General features: G+C 64.2%; 5 protein-coding genes. All 5 read left to right on the top strand.

Going from position 1 to position 23,962, the window contains the following annotated elements:
* The first annotated feature begins 872 nt into the window (after positions 1 to 872).
* From QRN33_RS24330 to QRN33_RS24310, 5 genes are read left to right on the top strand one after another with little or no spacing between them, the layout of a single operon-like run.
* Positions 873 to 9,881, top strand: coding sequence for a non-ribosomal peptide synthetase (locus QRN33_RS24330; protein WP_285410610.1), 9,009 nt, complete (start codon positions 873 to 875; stop codon positions 9,879 to 9,881).
* Positions 9,878 to 13,990 carry a non-ribosomal peptide synthetase gene (locus tag QRN33_RS24325; protein WP_285410608.1) on the top strand — a complete coding sequence of 1,371 codons (4,113 nt, stop codon included), beginning with the start codon at positions 9,878 to 9,880 and terminating at the stop codon, positions 13,988 to 13,990. The genes QRN33_RS24330 and QRN33_RS24325 overlap by 4 nt, the downstream gene beginning before the upstream one ends.
* A complete protein-coding gene (locus QRN33_RS24320) occupies positions 13,990 to 23,082 on the top strand; it encodes a hybrid non-ribosomal peptide synthetase/type I polyketide synthase (protein ID WP_285410606.1) in 9,093 nt (3,030 codons plus the stop codon). Before QRN33_RS24325 ends, QRN33_RS24320 begins: the two co-directional genes overlap by 1 nt.
* Positions 23,079 to 23,762 (top strand): hypothetical protein, encoded by a 684-nt coding sequence (locus tag QRN33_RS24315; protein WP_285410605.1) that lies wholly within the window; start codon positions 23,079 to 23,081, stop codon positions 23,760 to 23,762. Before QRN33_RS24320 ends, QRN33_RS24315 begins: the two co-directional genes overlap by 4 nt.
* Positions 23,755 to 23,961, top strand: coding sequence for an MbtH family protein (locus QRN33_RS24310; RefSeq protein ID WP_039762895.1), 207 nt, complete (start codon positions 23,755 to 23,757; stop codon positions 23,959 to 23,961). The genes QRN33_RS24315 and QRN33_RS24310 overlap by 8 nt, the downstream gene beginning before the upstream one ends.
* Position 23,962: the final 1 nt, after the last annotated feature.

Raw genomic sequence — 23,962 nt, 5'->3', positions numbered from 1 at the left:
TTCATGATCGCTCAGTGCTTGTGGACAATCCGCGCTCTGTTCCGGGGTAGTCCAGCGTGGGCGAATCCCTCGCAAAACCATCGTTCGACTGAGCGCGGCGACCGAAAAGATTTGCAGGTGGCCTGGCGTTCAGCGGTGAGATCCAAGCCTGCCTTCACAGCCGAGTGACTGTCAGTTATGCGTTGTTAGTGCTTGTTAGCGCCCGGCTACCGAAGTATGTCGCGTGGAGACTTTTTCGCTGACCACTCAAGACTCTGCAGCGGTTTTCGATGCCCGTGGCCTGCAGGAAACGGCAGTACGATGTACGAACATTTTTGACATCCCTGTGTCTTTGCCATCGTCACGATCATGTGGGAAACGGCTGATATTTATTTCGCAGAATTCCTACATTTTGTTTGCCTCACCAGCAAAAAACGTGGTTATTATCTGCCGGCGCTTCGGGTCACAAACCCGGCGCCAGAAGATTGCCGTGTGTCCACAGACCCGGCAGTCGCAGCCGATCGGGACCACCCTGGCGCTGTCATCCCCGCGCAGGTTGTTCCTCGTCGTTGACCCTCAAAATGGAAGGCGAGGTTTCAATTGGTCACGCGGTTTGCAATCGTCGATGTAGTGAATGGGGCGACGTCTGTCGCCAATGATTCGACCCACCGTCCAGTTGCCTGCGCCGACCGCGCGGCGGCGTTCTTCTCCAGCCTGTCTCCCCCCGAATTTCTGCGTGTGCCCGCGTTCAACGCGAGTCTGCACGCGCGCGCCGTACCATCCTCCTGAATTCGAATGACCGTGCCGGCATCCGATGCCGGGGCCTGACTGGCGGGGCATGTTCTGTCCCGGCCTGATCACAACAATAAAGTAGTCATGGACGGTAGTCTCCGATGCTCGATAACACCTCCTTGCGTGGGACGAATCCAACGCAGCCCGACGTTTGCTCCTTGAAACCGTTCGATGCAGACCTGTGCGTGCACGGCCTGTTTGAGGCGCAGGTGCTGCGCAACCCTGATGCCATCGCCGCACGCTGGCAGCAGGAGGCGCTCAGTTATCGTGAACTGAACACCCGCGCCAACCGGTTGGCCCATCACCTTCGCAAGCTCGGGGTCGGGCCGGACGTGCGAGTCGGACTGTGCCTGGAGCGTTCGTTGGAAATGCTGGTCGGCGTACTCGCGGTGCTCAAGGCCGGCGGCGCCTATGTGCCGCTGGACCCGTCTTATCCGCAGGCGCGGCTGGCGCACATGCTGGCCGACAGCGCACCGCCGGTGGTGCTGACCCATGGACAGGCGCGCGTTGTTTTGCGGGCGGCGCTCGAACAGTCGGCGACCACCCCCACTCTGCTGGATCTGGCCGACGCCCGCGATTGGGCTGCGCTTGCGGCTGACAACCTTGATCCTCACGCGATCGGCCTGACACCCCGTCACCTGGCTTACGTGATCTACACCTCCGGCTCCACCGGCACCCCGAAAGGCGTGATGGTCGAGCATCGCGGGCTGGTTGCGGTGAGTGCTGACTGGGCGCAGCTCTATGAGTTGGGCGAGCCGATCAACCACCTGCAAATGGCCGGTTTTTCCTTCGACGTGTTCAGCGCCGACCTGATCCGTGCGCTGGGTTTTGGCGGCACGCTGGTGCTGTGTCCACGGGACACCCTGATGGACCCGCCGGCCCTGTATCGCTTGATACGTGACGCGCGCATCGGCTTTGCCGACTTCGTGCCGGCGCTGCTCAATCCACTGTTGGCGTGGGTCGAAGAGACCGGCCACGACCTGTCGTTCCTGCGCACCGTGGTCTGCGGCTCCGACATCTGGACCGCCCACAGCGCCCGGCAATTACGCAGGCTGTGCGGTGAGCAGGTGCAGATCGTCCAGGCGTATGGCGTCACCGAGGCGAGCATCGACAGCACCTGTTTTGAATTCACCGAAGGCAGCCAGATCGACGCGGTGTTGCCCGTCGGCCGGGCACTGCCCAATACCCGGATTTACCTGCTCGACGCCTACGGTACAGCGGTTGCCGAGGGGGGAGCCGGTGAACTGTACATCGGTGGCGTCGGCGTGGCGCGCGGTTATCTGAACCTGCCGCAACTGACCGCTGAGCGTTTCATCGACAGCCCGTTCGTGGCGGGCGAGCGTCTGTATCGCACCGGCGATCTGGCGCGTTACCGGGCCGACGGCCAATTGGAATTCCTCGGCCGCAACGATTCCCAGGCCAAATTGCGCGGGCTGCGTCTGGAGCTGGGGGAAATCGAAACCCGGCTCGCGGACATTCCGGGCGTGCGGGAAAGCGTGGTGTTGCTGCGTCAGGACAGTCCCGGTGAACCGCGTCTGGTGGCCTACTACTGCGAAAAACCAGACTCAACGCTGAGCCCGCGCGCGCTGCGTGAACAGCTGCAAACCAGTCTGCCGGACTACATGGTGCCAACCGCCTTCGTGCGTCTCGATGCGTTGCCGCTGACCGCCAACGGCAAGGTCGATCGACCAAACCTGCCGGCGCCGGACATCGAGGCGTTCGAGCAGCAGGAGTATCAGGCACCACAAGGCCCGCTGGAAACAGCGCTCGCCGCAATCTGGGCCGACGTGCTCGGCGTCGAGCAGGTCGGGCGTCAGGATCAGTTCTTCGCCCTCGGTGGTCACTCGCTGCTGGTGATGCGCGTGCTGGCGCAGGTTCGTCATGCGCTGGGGCTGGAAGTGGCACCCTCGACGCTGTTTGCCGCGCCGGTTCTGGCTGAGTTCGCCGAACGGCTGCACGCCAGTCAGGCGGCGGCTCGTCCAGCCATCACAACCCTTGAACGCTCGGGCGCGCAAACGTTGTCGTCTGCTCAGCAGCGCCTGTGGTTTTTGGCGCAAATGGAGGGTGGCAACGCCGCCTATCACATGCCGTTGAACCTGCGTTTGCGCGGTTCGCTGGACGTGGCAGCACTCGAACACAGCTTCAATCAACTGGTGGCGCGCCATGCGGCGCTACGCACGACGTTCATTGCCGATGAAGGGGAAGGGCGGCAATTGGTTTCGCCGTCTGCGCACAGTATCCGGCTGACGGTGATTGACGTGCAGGGGAACGATGCGCAAAAACGCCTGAGCCGCTTGATCGACGAGGAGGGCGCCGTACCGTTCGATCTGAGCCGCGGCCCGCTGATGAGGGTCAGCCTGGTGCGGCTGGCGGCGGATGACCATGTGCTGTTGCTGACCCAGCACCACATCATCTCAGACGGCTGGTCGATGGGCGTGCTCACCCGCGAGCTCGGCCAACTGTACGCAGCGGCGTTGCAGGATCGCGACGATCCGCTGCCGCCATTGCCGGTGCAGTACGTGGATTACGCCGTGTGGCAAAAACAGTGGCTGTCCGGTGACGTTCTGGAGCAGCAAAGCCGTTACTGGCGTGAAACCCTAAGCGGCGCACCGGTGCTGCTGGAGCTGCCGACCGATCACAAGCGCCCGCCCGTGCAGGATTACCTCGGCGGCTTTGTTCCATTGGTCTTCGACGAAGCTTTGACCGCGCGATTGAAAGCCCTGGGCATGCAGCAAGGCACGACGCTGTTCATGACTCTGCTGGCCGGTTTTTCGCTGTTGTTGTCGCGCCTGTCGGGGCAAAGCGACGTGGTGATCGGCGTGCCGTCGGCCAACCGCCCGCAACAGGAACTGGAAGGGCTGATCGGTTTCTTCGTCAATACGTTGGCTCTGCGGATGACTCAATCGGGTACGCCGTCGGTGGCGCAATGGCTGCAACAGGCGCGGCGAGTGGCGCTGGAGGCTCAGGAGCATCAGGACCTGCCGTTCGAGCAAGTGGTGGAATTGCTCAACCCGCCGCGCAGTCTGGCCCACAGTCCACTGTTCCAGGTGCTGTTTGCCTGGGAACAGGATCAGGATTCCGATCTGCTGCTGACCGGGCTTGAGGTGACCCCCGTCGAGAGCAGCCATCACGTGGCCAAGTTCGACCTGCAACTGGCCCTCAGTGAGCGTGACGGGCGGATCGTCGGCGGTCTGGAATATGCTTCGGGCCTGTTCGAGCGCGGCACGGTCGAGCAGTTCGGCGAGTACTTGCGTCGGGTACTGACGCAGATGTTCGAGAATAGCGAGCAGTCGCTGGCGGGGATCAAGCTGCTGAGCGCCGAGCAACACCAGCGCATCGTTCATGACTGGAACCGCACCGCCCGGGAAACCGCGTCGCTACCCGGTTGCGTGGCGCGTTTCGAAAGCCTCGCCCGGCAAACACCCGACGCCGTGGCGTTGCTCGCCGACCGTGAGCAACTGAGCTACGGCGAACTGAATCGCGCCGCCAACCGCCTCGCGCGTTACCTGATCGAACAAGGCGTCGGCCCCGAGCATCGCGTCGGCCTGTGCCTGGAGCGTTCGCCGCAAATGGTCATCGGCCTGCTGGCGATCCTCAAGGCCGGTGCAGCGTATGTGCCATTCGATCCGGCTTACCCGAGCGAACGCCTGGCGTTCATGTTCAGTGATGCGGCGCCTACCTTGCTGCTGACGCAATCGAGCCTGATGGCCGGGCTACCGGCTAACGAGGCGAAAATCTGCTGCCTGGACACTGACGCATCGCAATGGGCGCAACACCCGACGGATGACCCGCAGGTCACGGTGACACCGGAACACCTCGGCTACGTGCTCTACACCTCCGGCTCCACCGGACGCCCCAAAGGCGTGGCCCACAGCCGTCGTGCGCTGGACAACCTGATCACCTGGCAACTCGATCAGGCCAGGGCACCGCAGCGGGTGCTGCAATTCGCCTCGCTGAATTTCGACGTCTCGTTCCAGGAAATCTGCAGCACGCTGTGCCAGGGCGGCAGCCTGTTGCTGATGACCGAAGACAGTCGCAAGGACCTCGCCGCGCTACGCCCGACCCTGGTGGCCGAAGGTGTACAGCGGGCGTTCCTGCCGTTCGCCGTGTTGCAGCAACTCGCCGGCCTGACCGAGGCCGATGCACCGATGCCGGCCGGCGGCTGCGAGATCATCACCGCCGGTGAAGCCCTGCAAATCAATGACGAGCTGCGTGGCTTTGTCCGCGGGCTCGGCGGCGCGCAGTTGCACAACCAGTACGGGCCGACCGAAACCCATGTGGTCAGCCAATTCAGCCTCGATTGCAACGCGGCCGAATCCTGGCCGGACGCGCCGCCCATTGGCCGCCCCATCGCCAATGCGCGGCTGTACGTGCTGGACGAATATCTGAATCCCGTGCCGATCGGCGTGGCAGGCGAGTTGTACATCGCTGGCGCTTGCCTGGCCCGTGGCTATCTGAACCGCCCGGACCTGACCGCCGAACGCTTCCTGCCGGACCCGTTCAGTGCCGAGCCGGGCGGGCGGATGTACCGCAGCGGCGACCTCGCGAAGTTACAGGCCGACGGCAACGTGCAATACCTGGGACGCATCGACCAACAGGTGAAATTGCGCGGTTTCCGCATCGAGCTCGGCGAGATCGACAGCCTGTTGCATCAACAACCCGGCGTACAGGAAGCCGCCGTGTTGCTGCGTGAGGACGTGGCCGGGGACAAACGTCTGGTGGCCTATGTGGTCGGCACCGCGCCCCCTGAATGCCTGCGCGCTGAACTGCAACGCCAGTTGCCCGAACACATGATCCCGAGTGCCTGGGTTCGCCTGTCGCAATTGCCGCTGACCCGCAACGGCAAGCTCGACCGCCAGGCGCTGCCAGCGCCGGAACGCAGTGCCGGGGCGACTTACGAGGCGCCGCGCAATGACATTGAGCGTCAGATGGCCGGGATCTGGGCCGAAGTCCTCAAGTGCGAAAGGGTCGGCATCCACGACAACTTCTTCGACCTCGGCGGCCACTCGCTGCTGGCGACGCGGATGATCTACGCGATCAACCAGCGCATGGGCGCGCAACTGTCCCTGAGCAGCCTGTTCCAGACCCCGGTGTTGCTGGATCTGGCGGCGCAGGTGTCGCGTGAAGAGCAAAGCGTTGAACCGGCATTCATCCAGCTCGAGCCGGATCGCGGCAATCGACATGAACCGTTCCCTCTTACCGATATTCAGCAAGCCTACTGGTTCGGTCGCGAGGCCACGGTCAGTCTGGGCGGCGTCAGTGCCCACGGCTACGAAGAACTGCGCATTCCCGAATTCGACGCCGAGCGTTTCGAGCGTGCGCTGAACCGCATGATCCAGCGCCACGACATGCTGCGCGTGGTGTTCCTCAGCAACGGCACGCAACAGGTACTGGGGCAGGTGCCGACCTACCATATGCCGCGCAGCGACCTGCGCGGGTTGCCCGCTGATGAAGCGCAACGCGCCCTTGAGGCGACCCGCGAACGCCAGTCCCACCAGGTGCTGGACGCCAGTCGCTGGCCGCTGTTCGAGTTCAGCCTGTCGTTGCTCGACGACGGCATCACCCATCTGCACATCAGCCTCGACGCGCTGATCGTCGACGCGGCGAGCACGCAGATTCTCGCCCGCGAACTGATGGCGTTCTACGTCGATCCGACGCTGGAACTGGCGGAACCGGGCCTGACTTTCCGCGACTATGTGCTGGCCGAACAACAGCTGCGCGATGGCCGCCGCTACGAGCAGGCGCTGGGCTACTGGCGTGAGCGGGTGACCACTCTGGCCCCGGCGCCGGACCTGCCGTTGGTGCGCCAGCCGGAAAGCATCGCCAACCCGCACTTCACCCGCCGCGACCGCGACATGTCGGCGGCGCAGTGGGCGCAGCTCAAAGCCGTGGCTAAACAGTTTGCCGTGACGCCGTCGGTGATGCTGCTGACCGCGTTCAGCGAAGTGCTGGCACTGTGGAGCCGCACGCCGCGTTTCACCCTGAGCCTGCCGCTGTTCAACCGCATGCCGCTGCATCCCGATGTAGACGAAATCATCGGCGACTTCACCTCGCTGGTGCTGCTGGAAGTCGGCATCGACGGTTCGCAGAGTTTCACCGACAAGGCCCGCGCGGTGCAGGCGCAACTGTGGCGCGATATCGACCATTCGGTGGTCAGCGGTGTGCGAGTACTGCGCGAATTGTCCCAGGCCCGGGGCGTGCAGCAGACGGCGATGCCGATCGTGTTCAACAGCACACTGTCGGAAGCGGCGCCGGAACTGGCCGAGTTCAATCTCGCCGACGCGTTGAATGCCAGGCACATGCACAGCATCACCCAGACCCCGCAGGTGTGGCTCGACCACACGTTGCTGGAGCTGGAAGGACGCCTGCTGTTCAACTGGGACAGCATCGACGAACTGTTCCCGCAAGGGATGATCGAGCAGATGTTCGTCGCCTATAACACGCTGCTCGACAGCCTGTGCGAGCCGGCAGCCTGGGGCGCAAACACGCCGCAATTGTTGCCGCAGGCACGCTTGCCGGCACCGGTCGACAACCAGCACACGCTGCCGTTGATGCACGACTTGTTCGAACGTCAGGCCCTCGCCACGCCGGATGCACTGGCGGTAATCGGTGCGCGACAGCTGACGTACGCCCAGCTACGCGACGAGGCGCGGCAACTCGGCGCCCGTCTGCAAGCGCAAGGCGTGCTGCCGAACCGCTTGGTCGCGGTGGTGATGGAGCGCGGTTGGGAGCAAGTGGTCGCGACCCTGGCGATTCTGTATGCCGGCGGCGCTTATCTGCCCATCGAGCCGACTCAGCCGGCGGAACGGCTGCGGCATATTCTGGAGCGGGCCGAGGCGAGTCTGGCCCTGACCCAACCAGCGCTGCTCGACAAAATCGAATGGCCGGCGCAAGTCACGGCCATCGCGGTGAGCGATGAAGTCTCAAACGATGTACTGCCACTGCAACCGGTGCAGGTGAACGAAAGCGACCTGGCTTACGTGATCTATACCTCGGGTTCCACCGGCCAGCCCAAAGGCGTGGTGATCGATCATCGCGGTGCGGTCAACACCTTGCTCGACATCAACCGACGCTTTGCCGTCGGCCCGAACGACCGCGTATTGGCGATCTCGTCGCTGAGCTTCGACCTGTCGGTCTATGACTTCTTCGGCACCCTCGCCGTGGGCGCGGCGGTGGTCATCCTCGAACCGCAATTGTCACTTGATCCGGCGCACTGGCTGGCGTTGATCGAACGTCACCAGGTCAGCGTGTGGAACTCGGTCCCGGCGCTGCTCGGCATGCTGGTCGAGTACGTAGAGGGCGAGGGCGGCGCGTTGCCCGCCAGCCTGCGGGTGGCGATGCTGTCCGGTGACTGGATTCCATTGACTCTGCCCGAGCGGGCCTGGGCCTTGCAGCGGGATTTGCAGTTGATCAGCCTGGGCGGTGCCACCGAAGCGTCGATCTGGTCGATCTGCTACCCGGTGCAGCATGTCGACCCGGCGTGGCGCAGCATTCCCTACGGCAAGGCCCTCGATCATCAGCGCTTCTACGTGCTGGATGAAACGCTGCAGGTGCGCCCGACCTGGGTCGCGGGGCAGCTGTACATCGGCGGTATCGGTCTGGCGAAAGGTTACTGGCGCGATGACAAGCTCAGCGCCGGCAGTTTCTTTGATCATCCACTGACCGGTGAGCGCCTGTATCGCACCGGCGACCTGGGGCGCTTGCTGCCGGACGGCAACATCGAATTCCTCGGCCGCGAAGACAATCAGGTCAAGGTTCAGGGTTATCGCATCGAGCTGGGCGAAATCGAAGCCGCGCTCAATCGCCATCCCGGCGTGCAGAGCGCGGTGGTGCGGATTTTGGGCAGCGCGCTGGGCGAGAAGCGTCTGGCGGGTTATGTGCTCAAGGCCGATCCGGCGTTGCAGGCCAACGATTTCAGCGCGTACCTGAGCGACAAACTGCCGGCCTACATGATTCCGCCGTCGTTCACCTTTGTTGAAGCGTGGCCGTTGTCGTCCAACGGCAAAGTCGACAAGAAACGCCTGCCGGAACCGGAGCAGATCGAGGAGCAAGGGCCGGCGATCGAAGTCGATGGCCCGCAGGAGCAACGGCTGGTGGCAATCGTGCAGGACGTGCTCAAGCGCGATTCCATTGCCGCCAACGCCAATCTGCTGAACCTCGGCGCAACGTCGATCGATATCGTCAGGATCAGCAACGCCTTGTCCGGCGCCTTGCAGTTCCGCCCGCATGTGGCGCAACTGCTGGCCCAACCGACGTTGCTGCATCTGCTTGGCATGTACCGCCAGAACCGGGCGCGGCAGGATGTGCTCGGCAACATGCAGCAGGCCTCGGATCCCGTACAGGACATCATCGAAGATCCCCAGCAGCGGGCGCAGTTCAAGGCCGAACAACGCGGACGCCGCGACTTCGCTCAGACCCTGCCGGCGCTGGCGCTGGACCTGCCGCAAGACCCGGACTTCGCCCGACGTTTCAGCAATTACCGCTCGGTGCGCCAATACGATCGGCAACCGATCGCCACCCGGGCCTTCGCGCACGTACTGGCGGCGTTGGCCCAAGGGCAACTCGATGGCGAGGTGAAATACCAGTTCCCGTCGGCGGGCGGGCTGTACCCGATTCAGGCGTACCTCTACGTCAAGCCGGATCGCGTGCTCGGCGTGCCCGGCGGCGCGTATTACTACGATCCCCGCCAGCATCGTCTGCTGGCGCTCCAGAGCGGAGCGCTCGACCCGGACACCTATGACTATTTCGTCAACCGTCCGGTGTACGAGAACGCCGCGTTCTCGCTGTTCTTCATCGCCGACATGGCGGCGATTCGTCCGCTGTATGGCGAGCGCAGCCGCGACTTCTGCCACATCGAAAGCGGCGCCATGGCCCAGTTGCTGAGCATGACCGCCGTCGAGCAGGGCCTGGGCCTGTGCGGCATCGGCTCGGTCGAAGAACAGCAACTGACCACGCTGTTCGACCTCGGGCCGAGCCATGAATTGATCTACTCGATGATCGGCGGCCTGCGCACGGCCGATGAACGACACCGCGCGCCAGTCGAGGCGTTTGCCATCGAGCCTGTGACCGCCAGCCTGGACGATGAAGACATGGAGGAATTCGAAGTATGACTGCCGATCAATTGCTGGCGTTGTTCGCTCGCCATGGCGTGGTGCTCGAGGTTGACGGTGACAGGCTGCGCTGCAAGGCGCCGCGCGGGTTTCTCACCGAACAACTGACCCAGGCGCTCAAGCGTCACAAACAGGAACTGATCGCCTTGCTCGGCGGGCAAGATGACGCGGTAATTCCCCGTCGTGCAGGTGCGCACGGGGCCTGGCCATTGTCGTTTTCGCAACGGCAACTGTGGTTTCTTGATCAACTGGAACCCGGCAACCCGTTCTACAACGTGCCGACGGCGGTAACGCTGAAAGGGCAGTTGGACGTCGCGCAGCTGGAGCGGGCGCTCAACCAACTGGTGGCCCGCCACGAAGTCCTGCGCACGACGTTTTGCAGCGTGGACGGTGAACCGCGTCAGGTGGTGCATTCGTCGATGCCGCTGTCGTTGTCGGTGACGGATCTGCGCCAAGTGCCTGCCGACGAGCGTGAGCAGCAAGTGCGAATCGCCGTCGAACAGGATGCCCGGGCGCCGTTCGATCTGGCCGCCGGCCCACTGCTGCGGGCATCGTTACTGCACGTGGCCGACGATGAATACCTGTGGCTGTACAGCGTGCATCACATCATCGCCGACGGCTGGTCGATGGGTGTGATCCTGCATGAAATCGCCACGCTGTACGGCGATTATCTGCGTGGCGAAACCTCGACTCTTGCGCCGTTGTCGGTGCAATACGCCGATTACGCGTGCTGGCAGCAACAGCGGGTGGGTGGTGCGGCGCTGGACGCGCAACTCGATTACTGGCGCCGCACCCTGGACGACGCGCCGCTGTTATCGACCTTGCCCGCCGACCGGCCGCGACCGCTGGTGCAGCGCTTTGTCGGGGCCACGTTCAGTTCGTCCGTCGATAACGGCACCTTGCGTGAACTCACCGCGCTGGCCCGGCAGACCCAGGGCACGCTGTTCAACGTGTTGCTGGGCGCATTGGCGGTGCTGCTGTGGCGCCACAGCGGTCAGCAGGATCTGTGCATCGGCACGCCGTTCGCCAATCGCAATCGTCCGGAAATCGAGCCGCTGATCGGTCATTTCGTCAATACGCTGGTGCTGCGTCAGCGCCTGAATCCGCAGCAGACCTTCGCTGAACTGCTGCGTGAGGTGCGGGGGCAGATGTTCGACGTCCACGCCCATCAGGACGTGCCGTTCGATCGCGTGGTCGAGGCCGTCAACCCGCCGCGCGATCCCGGTCACTCACCGTTGTTCCAGGTGATGCTGGTGCTGCAGAACACCCCAGGCAACGCGGTGCAGATGCCCGCTCTGGAACTGGCGCCGTACGGCACCAGCAGTGCCACGGCCAAGTTCGATCTGGCATTCGAATGGGTCGAGCGGGCAGGGCGCCTGGACTTGCTGGTGGAATACAACACCGACCTCTACGACGTTGCGACCATCGAACGCCTGAGCGGGCACTACCGCCACCTGCTCGAGCAGATCGCCGCCGACGCCAAGCAACCGATCAATGCCTTGCCGTTGATGAACGAGGCGGAGCGTCAGCAGATGCTGGTGGACTTCAACCGCGCCGCGCCACTGACGCAAGCGGCGCCCTGCGTGCATCAACTGGTCGAATCGCAGGCAGCGAGCAACCCTCAGGCCTGCGCAGTTGTGTTCGAGGGTGAGTCGCTTGACTACGCCGAACTCAATGCCCGGGCCAACCGCCTGGCGCGGCACTTGCGCAACTTGGGCGTCGGCCCGGATGTACGCGTAGCGGTGTGCATCGAGCGCTCGCTGGAGTTGCCGGTCGCGTTGCTGGCAGTGCTCAAGGCCGGCGGCGCCTACGTGCCGCTGGATCCGGATTATCCGCTGGGGCGCCTGAGCCATATGCTCGGTGACAGCACGCCGGCGGTGCTGCTGACCCTCGGCTCGGCGCACGCTATCCTGCGGCAAGCCGTGCAAGGCTCGACCTGGGAAGCGCCGATTCTCGACCTCGAAAAAGATGCCGCGAGCTGGGCGTCATTGCCGGCGGACAATCTTGATCCGCGCCATGTCGGCGTCACCCCTGACCACCTCGCCTACGTGATCTACACCTCGGGCACCACCGGTTTGCCCAAGGGGGCGATGGTCGCCCACCGTGGCCTGAGCAACCTGCTGCTGTGGTGTTTGCAGGTCTGCGGCGAAGCGGGGGCGATGCTGCACAAGATTCCGTTCGGTTTCGATGCCTCGGCGTGGGAGACGTTCTGGCCGCTGGCAACTGGCGGGCGGCTGGTGATCGCGCGGCCCGGCGGGCATTACGAACCAGCGTATCTGGCGCGCGAGGTGCGCGAACGGAAGGTCACGGCGCTGGTGTTCGTGCCGGCGATGCTACAGCTGTTTCTGGAGGTCGACGAGGTCAGCCAGTGTGCGTCGCTGACTGACGTGTTCAGCGGCGGCGGTGAACTGCCACCGGCTCTGGCCCGTCGCTTTCAGGAGCGCCTGCCCCATGCGCGGCTGCACAACGTCTACGGCCCGACCGAAACCACGGTGATCAACAGCATCTGGACCCTGGAGCCTGGCGCCGAGGTGCCGGCCCGGCAACTGCCGATCGGCCGGCCGATTTCCAATAACCGTTTTTACGTGCTTGATGACCGCGACCAGCCGGTGCCGGTGGGCGTGACCGGACATCTGCACATCGGCGGCGTGGGCGTGGCCCGTGGCTATCTGGGACTGGAGCAGCTCAGTGCCGAGCGCTTTATCGACAATCCGTTTGTGACAGGCGATCGGCTCTATCGCAGCGGCGATCTGGCGCGTTATCGCGCGGACGGTCAACTGGAATTTCTCGGTCGCAACGACTTTCAGGTCAAGTTGCGCGGCGTGCGTCTGGAACTGGGCGAGATCGAGGCCCGGCTCGAAGCGTTTCCCGGCATTCGCAGCGCCGTGGTGCTGATGGTCGGCGAAGCAGCGCAGGATCAGCGGCTGGTGGCCTGTTGCGTGGTGGCCGAGACCGTGGACGAAGCAGCGGTGCACGCCCATCTGGCGACGACACTGCCCAGAGCGGTGATCCCCGGCAGCTACCTGTGGCTTGACGCGCTGCCACTGACCGCCAACGGCAAGGTCGACCGAACCGCGCTGACAGCGTTGGCGGATGAAGAGATGACCAACCGCCAGGTCAACCTGAGCAGCCCGCGCGATCACATCGAACTGGCGTTGTACCAGATCTGGAAAAGCCTGTTGCTGGCGCCGCAGATCGGCATTCGCGACAACTTTTTCAATGTCGGCGGCACCTCCATCGCTGCAATCAAAATGGCCCATGAAATCAGCCAGCAGTTCGCGGTCGAAGTGCCGGTGCGCGTGGTGCTCAGCTACCCGACCATCGAAGCGCTGGGCGGCTGGCTGCGGGTCGGGGCCAACCCGGCGCTGGCCCAGAGCAACCTGATCGAATTCCGACGCGGCAGCGGCCAGCACAACGTGGTGTGCATTCACCCAGCGGGCGGCACGGCGTTCTGCTACCTATCGCTGGCCAAGGTGCTGCCGGATACAACAGGCGTCTACGGCGTGCAATCGCCGGGGCTGAATCCGGGGGAAAGCACCGAGCCGACGGTCGAAGCGATGGCCGAGGCCTACTTGCGCCAGATTGAGCCGCTGACACAGCAAGCGCTGATCCTCACCGGGTTGTCGTTCGGCGGCCTCGTAGCCTATGAAATGGCGCGACGGTTGACGGCGGCGGGGCATGGTCAGGTGACGGTGGTGCTGCTTGACACCCAGGGTAGCGACGACCCCGGTTTCCGCGAGCAGATCGGCACCGTGGACATGGTCGAGTTTCGCGACAAACTGGTGCGCTTCAACGGCATGTACCCCGGCATCGAAGACGCCCAGGTCGAGCGCTATTTCAACATCTACAACCACAACCGGCTGGCCATGGCCGCTTATGAGTGCTCGCCGCGCGCCGGTCGTGTGGTGCTGATCCAGGCGCGGGAAGATTTCAGCCGCCATCAGTTGCATGAACTGCGCGGCTTCTGGCGTCGCCGCGCGGGCAGCGGCTATCTGGCGAAACTGGTCAGCGGCGGGCACTGGGACATGCTCGAAAGCGCGGAAATCCACCGGGTCTCGCAAATCATCCGTCGGGAGCTGCAACGCTTCGACGCGCAGGAGGCGAAATAATGAGTGCGTCCAATGACAGGCCGTTGCTCGCGCGTTTTGCCGAGCAGGTGGCGCGCAATCCGCAAGCCCCGGCGGTGATCGATCAGTCGGTCAGGCTGACTTACGCCCAACTGGCCAGCGCCAGCGAACGCATCGCCCGAGGGTTGCTGGCGCGCGGCGTCGAGCCCGGCCAGTCGCTGGCGCTGTGCATGCCGCGATGCTGGCAGTGGTTGGCGGCGATTATCGGCGCGTTGAAAGTTGGCGCGGTAGTAGTGCCGCTGGACCGGGCCAGCCCGCGCCAACGCCGGGAACTGATGCTGGCGGATGCGGCGTGTGTCGGCCTGATTACCCTGAATGACGAATCGTTGTGGTCGCCTTCACTGTGGCAAACCAGCGTCGAGGCCTTGCTCGATCAGCCGGACGCTGCGCCGCAAACACTGGCCGAAGACTTCGCCGAGGTGATGTTCCTGTTCTACACCTCGGGCACCACCGGCACGCCGAAAGCGGTTGAGGTTGGCGAGCGCGGCTTGCTGCGACTGGCGTCCACCGACAGCTATATCGAGATTCGCCCGACGGACCGGTTTGCCTGCCTGTCCAACCCGGCATTCGATGCGTGCAGTTTCGAACTGTGGGCGCCGCTGCTCAACGGCGGTTGCTGCGTCCTGATCGCTGACGAGGACGTGCTGGATGCGCGTCGACTGGCCGAGGTGCTGGAGCGCACGCAGGTCGACAACCTGTTCATGACGGTGTCGCTGTTCAACACGATGATTGCCGAGTGGCCGTCGTGCTTTTCCAGCATGCGTCAGGTGCTGATCGGCGGTGAGCAGATCAGCGCTGCCGCCGTGCGCGGGTGGTATCGGGCCAATCCTGAGAGCCGCTGCCGGATCTTCAACGTCTACGGCCCCACCGAATGCACCACGTTTGCCCTGTGCTGGCCGATCAGCCGCGATTTTGCCGGCGACTCGGCGCCCATTGGCCGGCCGTTGCCGGATACCGGTGTGCAGGTGTTGGATGCGCAGCAACGTCCGGTGTCGGCAGGCGAGGTCGGCGAGCTGTATTTGAGTGGCAGTGGTGTCGCCCGTGGCTACCGCAACCGGCCCGAAGAAACCGCCCGCCAGTTCGTCCGTTTGCCCGACCTCGACGGTGGCGCGCAGGTGCATTACCGCACCGGCGATCTGGTGCGGCGCAATATCCAAGGCTTGATCGAGTACCTGGGGCGGGTCGACCGGCAGGTGAAGATCCGGGGTTTCCGGATCGAGCCGGGGGAGGTGGAGCAACGGATCCTGGAGCATCCGGGTGTGGCGCAGGTGTATGTCTGCACCCGGCGGCAGGCGGCGGAAGATCATCAGTTGCTGGCGTTCATCGTGCCTCGCCGGGCTCTGGACTATCACGCTTTCGAAAACCATCTGCGGGCACAACTGCCGCCTTACATGCGGCCTAATCAGTTGTTCCTGCTGGAGCGCCTGCCGCTGACGGCCAATGGCAAGATCGATCGTGATAGCTTGCTGGCCCAAGGTTTGAGTCCGTGGCACCCAGTCCTGACGGCTCCGGATAACGAAAACGCATCACCGGCGCTGGATTGGTTGCTGAGTCAGGCCCGTTCGCTGCTCAGCCAACCCGCTCTGAGTGCGCAGGACGATTGGCTGGGCTGTGGCGGCGACTCGCTCAAGGCGATGCGCCTGCGTTCGGCGATCCGTGTCTGCTGGCAGCGCGAGATCGCGATCGATACGTTGCTCAACGAGCCTTTCTCGTCATTGGCCGTACAACTGAGCGGTGAAACGAACGGCGCGTCGATCTACCCACCCGCGCCTGCGATCAGTCGCGCAAAACGCCTACCGGCCACCGCCGAACAGCGCCGCCTATGGCTGTTGCAACAACGCTCGCCGACCTCGACCGCCTACAGCGTACCGCTGATTCTGAATCTGGCGGCAGGTGTCGAAGTCGCGGCACTGGCCGAGGCGTTGGGGCGTCTGGTGCAGCGTCATCCGGGGTTGCGCACGGCATTCGTGGCGGGTGCCGATGGACTGGATCAGGTAATCGCCGAGCAGGGCTCGACCTGTCGCATCTTTGCGGTCGGGCATTTCACCGAGGACAACTGGCAGGCCTTCGCCGACCTGGTGTTCGCCGCGCCGTTCGACCTGACCACCCCGAAGCTGTTTCAGGCTTGGCTGTTGCCGTTCGCCGATGGCAGCTGCCGGCTGTTGCTGAACCTGCATCACATCATCGTCGATGGTTGGTCTGTGAACCTGCTGTTCGACGACCTGGCGCAGCTTTACAGCGATGTCCTGCAAGGCCGCGACAGCCTGCAACCCGCGGCCCGCTTGACGACGCTGGAGTTTGGCCAGTGGCAGCGCCAGTGGAGCGTCGATCCGCATTATCGTGACCAGCGCCGCGCCCTCGCCGAATTGCATCGCCGTCAGGAAGAACCGCCTGCATTGATGCCAATGCGCGAAATCAGCCCGGACGCCCGGTTGCACCGGGAACCTTTGGGCACCCTGCGCAGCGCGGCCCTCGAACGCTTTTGCACCCAACAACGGCTGACCCGTTTCGAAGTGCTGTTCAGCGTCTTCGCCTGGAGCCTGTACGCCCTGACCGGGTGCGAACGGCCACGGATCGCCAGTCCGGTGTCCAACCGGCCACTGGCGGAGTTCGAAGATACGGTCGGCATGTTTGCCAACACCGTGCTGATCCCGACCGCCGTCGAGCAGGCATCGACCCTGGACGAACAGTTGCGCAAGCAGACCGCCACGGTGCGCGAGGTGCTGGCGTTGCAGGACGTGGCGCTGGCGGATCTGGTGGAAGACCTGCGGCTGTCGTCGAGCCCGTTACTGTTCGATTTCATGTTCGTGCTGGAGAACACCGATTACGCAGCGCTGGCCGATTCGAACCTGCACGCGACGCTGCAATTCAACGAGTACTTGCACGCCAAGTGCCCGCTGACGCTGTTGATGGTGGGCAGCGGGTCGCAACTGGAATGCTGGTGGGAATATCAGTGCAGCTACTTCGATGGCGAACAGATGCGCGCAGTGAATGCGCTGTTTCGCCGAGGCCTGGACCTGTTGCTGGAAACCCCGGCGGCCAACCTCAACGATTTGCTTGGTCCGTATCGACGTGGTTTGCCCCCGGCCAGTGAGGGCCCTGGGACTGCGCTGCCGTTCAACACACTGGCGGACGGGTTCGAGCATCAAGTGCATTGCACGCCGGATGCGGTTGCGCTGGTTCAAGGCCAGCGGCGCCTTACCTACAGCGAACTGAATGCGCTGGCCGATGCTCTGACGGCAAACCTGATCGAGTGCCATCCGTTGCCCGTCGGGAACGCGCCATTGCATGTCGTGCTGTTCCTCGATGCCTCGGTGGAACACATCGTCGCCTTGCTGGCCCTGGCCAAACTCAATCTGACGGCCGTGCCGCTGGATCCTGCCTATCCGGTGGCGATCCAGCGCCAGGTGCTGGAACAGGCGCAACCGCATTGCGTGCTGTTCAGCGATATGACGAAGTCAGCGCTGGATGACCTGAACGCCGGACGATTCGCCACCCATCGGGTCGATCTGAGCGCCAATGCCACAACGTTCGAACGTCGACGCCACGCCGGCGAACGGCCGCTGTACACGCTGTTCACCTCCGGATCGACCGGCACGCCCAAAGGTGTGCAAGTGTCGGAGCGCACCCTGTGCAACCTGCTGCAATGGCAGCGCACCGAAGGGCAGTTGCCGGCGAAAGCGGTAACCCTGCAGTTCTCGATGCTGTCGTTCGATGTGTCGTTTCAGGAGATTTTCAGCACCCTGTGCGGCGGCGGGTGCTATCACCTGATCACGCCGCGCTGGCGTCAGGACGCCGAGGCGTTGCTGGAGTACATGGTCGAGGCGCGGATCGAGCGCCTGTTTCTACCGTACGTGGCCTTGCAGCACCTGGCGCAAACCGCCGTGGCCCGGGGCATTTACCCTTCGGCATTGCGCGAGGTGATCACGGCCGGCGAGCAACTGCTTTGCACCGATGCGCTGCGCAACTGGTTCGGCGGCATGCCGCACGCCTCGCTGTTCAACCATTACGGCCCGACCGAAACCCACGTGGTCAGCGCCTTGCGCCTGCCGTCCGTGGCGCGGAACTGGTCGTTGCGCGCGCCGATCGGCCATGCCGTTGGCAATGCGCGGCTGTTGCTGGTCGATGAGCATGACCGCCCGGTGCCCAACGGCTGCCGTGGCTACCTGCTGGTGGCCGGGCCAATGGTTGCCCGGTGCTACCTGGCTGATCCAGTGTTGAACGCTGCGCGGTTTGTCGAGCTGGCAGACGGCAATTTGTACTACCGCACCGGCGATCTGGCGTGGGCCGATGCCCAGGGCTGCCTGCATTATCTGGGGCGTGACGATCAGCAGATCAAACTCAGCGGCCATCGTTTGGAACTGGGTCAGATCGAGTCGGCGCTGATGCAGGTGCCGGAAGTGGTCAACGCGGTGGTGGCGGTGCAGGCCGATCCGCCACGGCTGATCGCCTGGCTGCAGCTCGAGGGCGAACCTGCGACATCCGGTGAGCTGGATCGTCAGGTCGCACAACTGCTGCCGGCCCATGTGCGAATCGATGAATACCGGCGGATCGACCTCTGGCCGCGCACGCCCAGCGGCAAGATCGACCGCAAGGCCTTGCCGAATGTTGGCGAGGCCCTGGAGCGGCGCAGCACGCCAACACCGCTTGTTCAATTGACCGCGCTGGAACGGCAACTCAGCGAGTTGTTCCAGGCCGTGATCGGACGGGACATCGAACCGGAGCAGACCTTCTTCGAGGCCGGCGCCACCAGCCTCGGCTTGATGCGTTTGCATGGCCGTTACGCCGAAGAGCTGCCGCACAAGGTGACAATGGCCGAGCTGTTCGAATACGTCACGGTGCGACGTCTGGCGGCGCATCTGTCGACCGCGCCGGTGGACGTGGCCGAGCGTGTACGGCAGACCGATGCAGGCCATCAGCCTATGGCGATCATCGGCATGTCGGTCAATGTGGCCGGGGCGCAGAACCTGTCCGAGTTCTGGGCGCTGGTGCAAGGCAATCGGCTGGGCATTGAGCACTTTGCCGCTGACGAGGGGCTGGTCGGCGCCCGCAGTCAACTGGCGGGCATGCTCGATTTCGATGCTGAGTACTTCGGCATCAGCCGCCAGGAAGCGCGCCTGATGGACCCGCAACAGCGGCATCTGCTGATGGCGTGCGTTCAGGCCCTGCAACACGCGGCCATCGTCCCGTCGGCGAATGGCCCGCGCATCGGCCTGATCGCCAGTTGCGGCGAAGCCACTTACTTCCAGCAAATGCTGCGTGAAACCGCAGACGACGATTTGCCCGACGGCTTCCAGCTGGCGCTGCATCACGATAAGGATTTTCTGGCGACCAAAGCCGCGTATCACCTGGACCTGAACGGCCCGGCCCTGAGCGTGCAGGCTGCTTGCGGCAGCTCGCTGATCGCCGTGCACCTGGCCAGTTCGATGCTGCGCCAGGGCGACAGCGACGTGATGCTCGCGGCCGGGGTGCTGATCGACCCGACGCTGACCGAGGGCTACCGGCACCGCTCGCAGCACATTTTCTCCGCCGACGGTTTGTGTCGTCCGTTCAGCGACGACGCCAGCGGCACCCTTGGCGCCAGCGGCTACGGCGTAGTGGTGCTCAAACCGCTGGCCAAGGCGCGGGCCGATGGCGACCGGATTTACGCGCTGGTCGAGGGATCGGCGTTGAACAACGATGGCCGGGCCAAGATGAGTTACACCGCGCCGTCGGTGGCGGGGCAGAGCGCGGTCATCCGCGATGCCTTGAGCCGTGCCGGGGTAACCGGCACTGACATCGGCTACGTAGAGGCCCACGGCACCGGCACCTTGCTCGGCGATCCGATCGAGGTCGCGGCGTTAACCAAGGCTTTCGGCGATGCGCCGGCCGGCCAATGCGCGCTGGCCTCGGTGAAAAGCCAGATCGGTCATCTGGGTGCGGCGGCGGGCGTGGTCGGGCTGATTCGCGCCAGCCTCGCGGTGTTCCATGGCGTACTGCCGCCGAACCTGGGTTTTGGCCGGATCAACCCGCAGATCGACCTGGAGCATTCGCCGTTCTATGTGCCGACCACGTCCCGGCCATGGCCGCAAGGGCGGCGGCGACTGGCCGGTGTCAGCAGTTTCGGGATCGGCGGGACCAACGCGCATGTCATCGTTGGTGCTGCACCTACGGCGCAGCAAACTGTTGAGGAAACGTTGCCGCTGCTGATGATTTCAGCGCATAGCCGGGCGGAGTTGCTGCGCGATATCGCGGCGATTCGCGAATACCTGCACGCGAACCCGGAACAGCAGACTGCGTTGCTACGGCACTTGCAGTCAGGTCGCCGGCAGTTGCGCTGGCGCTTCGCGATGGTCTGCCGGCCGGGTGACGACATTCCGTTGCAGCCGACCTCGATCAAGGAAATCACCGCTTCGGGCGCGCCGTTGATCGCCCGTGATCAATCGCCGCAGGAGCTGCTGGAAGCTTGGTACGAAGGCGCGAATATCCAGTGGCCACAACGCTCGGCACCGCCGCCCTGGGATTTGCCGCCGTCGTCGTTCGATCTTCAGCCGTATCGTTTCCAGCCACCTGTAGCTGTTCAACCTGATGCGCCAACCCTTGAGCGACAACCGCTGGCGGACTGGTTCCACCAGCGACAGTGGGTGCGCACCCGGCGCCTGAGCGCGACAGCGACGGCCGGATCCCGTGAGGTGCTGATTCTGTGCAGCCATGACGCGCCCGAATCGACATTGCTGGCGAGCCTGAACGTTGTGTATCGACGCGTGATTCAAGTGCGCACCGGCAACGGTTTCAAACGCCTGAGCACGGACCGTTTCGAGCTTGATCCGCTGGACGCTGAGGCCCTGAGCTGTTTGCTCGCTGAGGTCGCAGAACCTGCACTCGGCGAGCTCGACTGGCTGCATGCCTTGCCACTGGCGGTGGCTGGTGCAGTCAACGAGCAATCGCTGGATCTGGCGCAGTGGGCCTGTCTGGACACGGTCAGTGCGCTGATGCAGGCCTGGGGGCAAACCCCGCGTACGTCCCGTCTTCGGTTGTGGTTGATGTCGTGGCAGGCATGCCCGGTGGACGGCGTGGTTCAGCGGCCCGAACTGGCAGCGCTGGCCGGCATCACTGAAGTGGTGCCGCAGGAATACCCGGTGCGTTGCCACTGGCTGGACTGGCCGTCGTCACGCCTCGGAACGTACGCGGGCGAGTTGACAGCGTTGTTGGTCGATCCGGTCTCATTGCCTCGGCGAATGGCGGTGCGCGATGGTTATCTCTGGCAGCCACGTTTAATGCCTCAGCCATTGACCGGCCCGGCAACGACATCAGGGCTTCTGCCGGAAAACGGTACGTTCCTGGTACTGGGCGGCAGCGGCGGTATCGGCCGGACCTTGTGCGAACACCTGCTGCAGGCACCTGCACGCCGGGTGGTGCTGCTCTCGCGTCAGGGGCAATTGCCGGCGTCTCTGGCGGCTTACGCTTTGCGGATCGACTGCATCAAAGCGGACATCGCCGATCTGCCGCGCTGGCCGCAGGTACTCGATCAACTGGCCGTTCGTTACGGTCGTGTGAGCGGGGTGATTCATGCGGCGGGCGTCGGTGCAGGCAGCCTGATTCGTCACCGCGATGCGCGGCAAATGGCCCAGGCCATGGCCGCCAAGACCCGCGGCATGCTGGCGGTCGAGGCCTTGATCGAGCACCTGACGCCGGATTTTGTCCTGTACTGCTCGTCGATGTCAGCACTGTTTGGCGGCGCGGGGCATCTGGACTACGCAGCGGCCAGCGGGGTGCTCGACGGCTTCACCCACTATCGCCCGAACGCGACCGACGCTTGCCTGCGCCTGGAGATCAACTGGGACATCTGGCGCGACATCGGCATGGCCACCACCAGCAACAGCGCAGACACCGCGCACCTGGAGCATCTGACGGTTGGCCTGTCCGCCGAAGAGGGCTGTCGGGTGTTCGATCTGGCGATGGCGACGCAGTTGCCGCAGCTACTGATCTCCACCACCGGCATCGACACTGCGCGGCGGTTCTATCCGGTTCGCCATGGTGCCGTGGCCGCAGTGGTCGAGGCACCGAAGGGCGTGGATCTGTCGACGCGCCTGCGTGAGTGTTTGTGCAAGTGGCTCGGTGTGGCCGAGCTGGAGGACGACGATTCACTGTACGACCTGGGCGCGGATTCGCTGACGCTGCTCGACCTGATCGACGAACTGCAAGCGGCCACTGGTGAGGTATTCCAGCTGTCGCAATTCAGCCACAAGGTCAGCCTGAGCGAAGTGCTTGGGCTGGTGTCGACCGCCACGGTTGAAGAGGTGCCCCTGGCTGCACCGCACGACTGGCACGACGCGGTGCGGATTGATCAATGGCATGCCGGTGCCGGCCGCGATTGGCTGTACCTGATCCACCCGGTGGGTGGTGATGTGCAGGCCTATCGGGAACTGGTCTCGGCATTGCCGGCGGAATTGGGCGTGTGCGTGATCGCCGACCCGGCGCTGCGTCTCCCGCAGTTGCCGAACATCAGCGTGGACGAACGTGCACGCCGGTATCAGGCGGCGATCAAGGCCCACCTTCCGCACGGCAGCACTTGGCGCCTGGCAGGCTGGTCATTTGGTGCATGGGTGGCGCAGGCTCTGTGTCATCAGGCCCAGGCTGACGGATTCAGGCAACCGTTGTTATACCTGATCGACCCGCCCGCGCCGGATGCCGGTGCGGAACTGGCCGGCATCGACGAACAGACGATCGAGCAGGTGTTCCAACGCGAGTTCGCCCAGCGCTGGCCGGAGGTTGAAGGGCAGGGCATGGCCGAGGAACGTCAGGCGTATCTGCAACGGCTGACGGTGTGCTGTCGCAACAACATGAGCAGCATGCTCGACTTCCAGCCGCCGGCGCTGGCGACCACAGCGGTGCGGCTGTTCATCGCCGGTCAGGCCAATCCTTACGGGCTGGGCAATGCCTGGAACCCGGACGACCTGCAATGCAATTGGCAGGTCTTGCTGCCGCAGTTGCGCAGCTGGCAAACCCTCGACACCGATCACTACGGCATCGTGGCGGGCCGCTGGGCGCGGTTGCTGGCCGAGGTGATCGGTACGGATGAGCCTGCGCCATGAATGATCCGATCTCGATGCCGCGATGGTGGCTGGCCTTGACCAAGGTGTTGTGCGAAGCCGATTCGAACGCGGCCTTGCGCTTGAGGCAATTGCGCAGTCAGGTGCCGTTTCAGCTGTTTCATCTCTGGCAGGCCGACGTGGTCATGCCGATGCTCTGCGAAGCCTTGCCGGAACATCAGCAGGCGCTGCTCGCGTTGCAAAGCCTGCATCAGCGGGCGGCGCTCGGCGTGATCGGGCGTCAGGGCGAGTGGCGGGCCACGCTCAAACCGGTGTTGCTGGCGCTGTACCGCAAGGCCTACCCCTACGACGCGGCGTACGCCAAGGCCCACGCCAGTGCGATGGCCTACGGCCTCGCACCGGCGAACAGCGCCACGATTTCCGAGCACTTCGGCGATGCCGAGGCGTTCGCCGAGTATTACGCACAACTCAATACCGAGGCTGCTGCCGCCGCGTTTGCCCAGGCTCATGCCAGCGCCAACGCCGAGGTGTCGGCCCGGGCCTTTGCGGACGACGATGCAGACACCTGCGCTCAGGTCTGCGGGGCGTCCGTGCGGGTTTACGTCGGGGCCTGCGCTTGGAGCGACGAACAGCGACATGCCGTATTCAACCATCTCGCCGCCGGGCTCGGGCGGAGTCTGGCCACGCTGCAATCCCGTTCAACAGGAGAACGACATGAATGACGCACACCTGCAATTCGATGTGGTGATCAACGCCCAGGGTCAGTATTCCCTGTGGCCGGCGGGCAAGCCGATGGCCAGCGGCTGGAACGAGGCGGGGATGCGTGGCGAACGCCAGGTCTGCCTGGATTACATCAACGAACACTGGATCGACATGCGCCCGCGTTCGCTGCACGAGCAATCATCGGTGTCGTTCCAATAAA

The sequence above is a fragment of the Pseudomonas sp. FR229a genome (genome assembly GCF_030209115.1).
GTDB lineage: Bacteria > Pseudomonadota > Gammaproteobacteria > Pseudomonadales > Pseudomonadaceae > Aquipseudomonas > Aquipseudomonas moraviensis_A.
The sequence above is the reverse complement of the archived record's forward strand: the minus strand, read 5'-3'. Positions and strand labels throughout refer to the sequence as shown.